1 pseudogene is annotated in these 630 nt (G+C 39.8%); it reads right to left on the bottom strand.

Going from position 1 to position 630, the window contains the following annotated elements:
* Nucleotides 1–436: 436 nt before the first annotated feature.
* Nucleotides 437–630 (bottom strand): annotated as a pseudogene (locus tag R7Z49_RS25935) (methyl-accepting chemotaxis protein); the annotation flags it as partial.

Genomic DNA, 630 nt, shown 5'->3' on the forward strand with positions numbered 1-630 from the left:
TCTACGTCTCATGAAACATCTCTCTTATTTTGCAAGCCCTACAAATATCCAATTCAATGCGTTCTGAATGGCTCGATTATGATTAGTGGATATGCATCTATCCCAAACAAATTAGTTAGAATGATAATTACCCAGTGTTGTACATACAACAAAATTTACGTTTCTATACGCTTGTCGAATGCGTTTGTTGTAAAGGTGCAATAGAACTCTCAGATTTGAAGATATTGTGTTGGAAATCACACTTTTCTGTGTACAAGTGGACGGGTCAAAAAGTGTGTGAATTGATGATAAAAACGGCAAGTGTTTGTACAGAGTTTTGAGGTCAAGTCCAGATTTAATTGATTAAATCCAATTGGCGAAAAGCTACGTTAAACATCAGCTAAAAAAGAGCCCGCACATCAGCGGGCTGTTTCGCATCAATTTCAAATATCAGAGCTTAAACTCGGAACTGGCTGACTTGCTGATCCAATCTCTGAGTTTGTTGTGACAGCATCGCAAGTGATTGCTGAGCCTGCGTGACAATATCAACAATCGATGTACTGCTGTCTGCAATACCCTGAACGTTGGTATTCACTTCATCGCTCACTGTGCTTTGTTGACTCGCTGCAGTTGCAATGTGCGTGTTCATCT

The organism is Vibrio sp. 1562, from assembly GCF_033340155.1.
Classification (GTDB): Bacteria; Pseudomonadota; Gammaproteobacteria; order Enterobacterales; family Vibrionaceae; genus Vibrio; species Vibrio alginolyticus.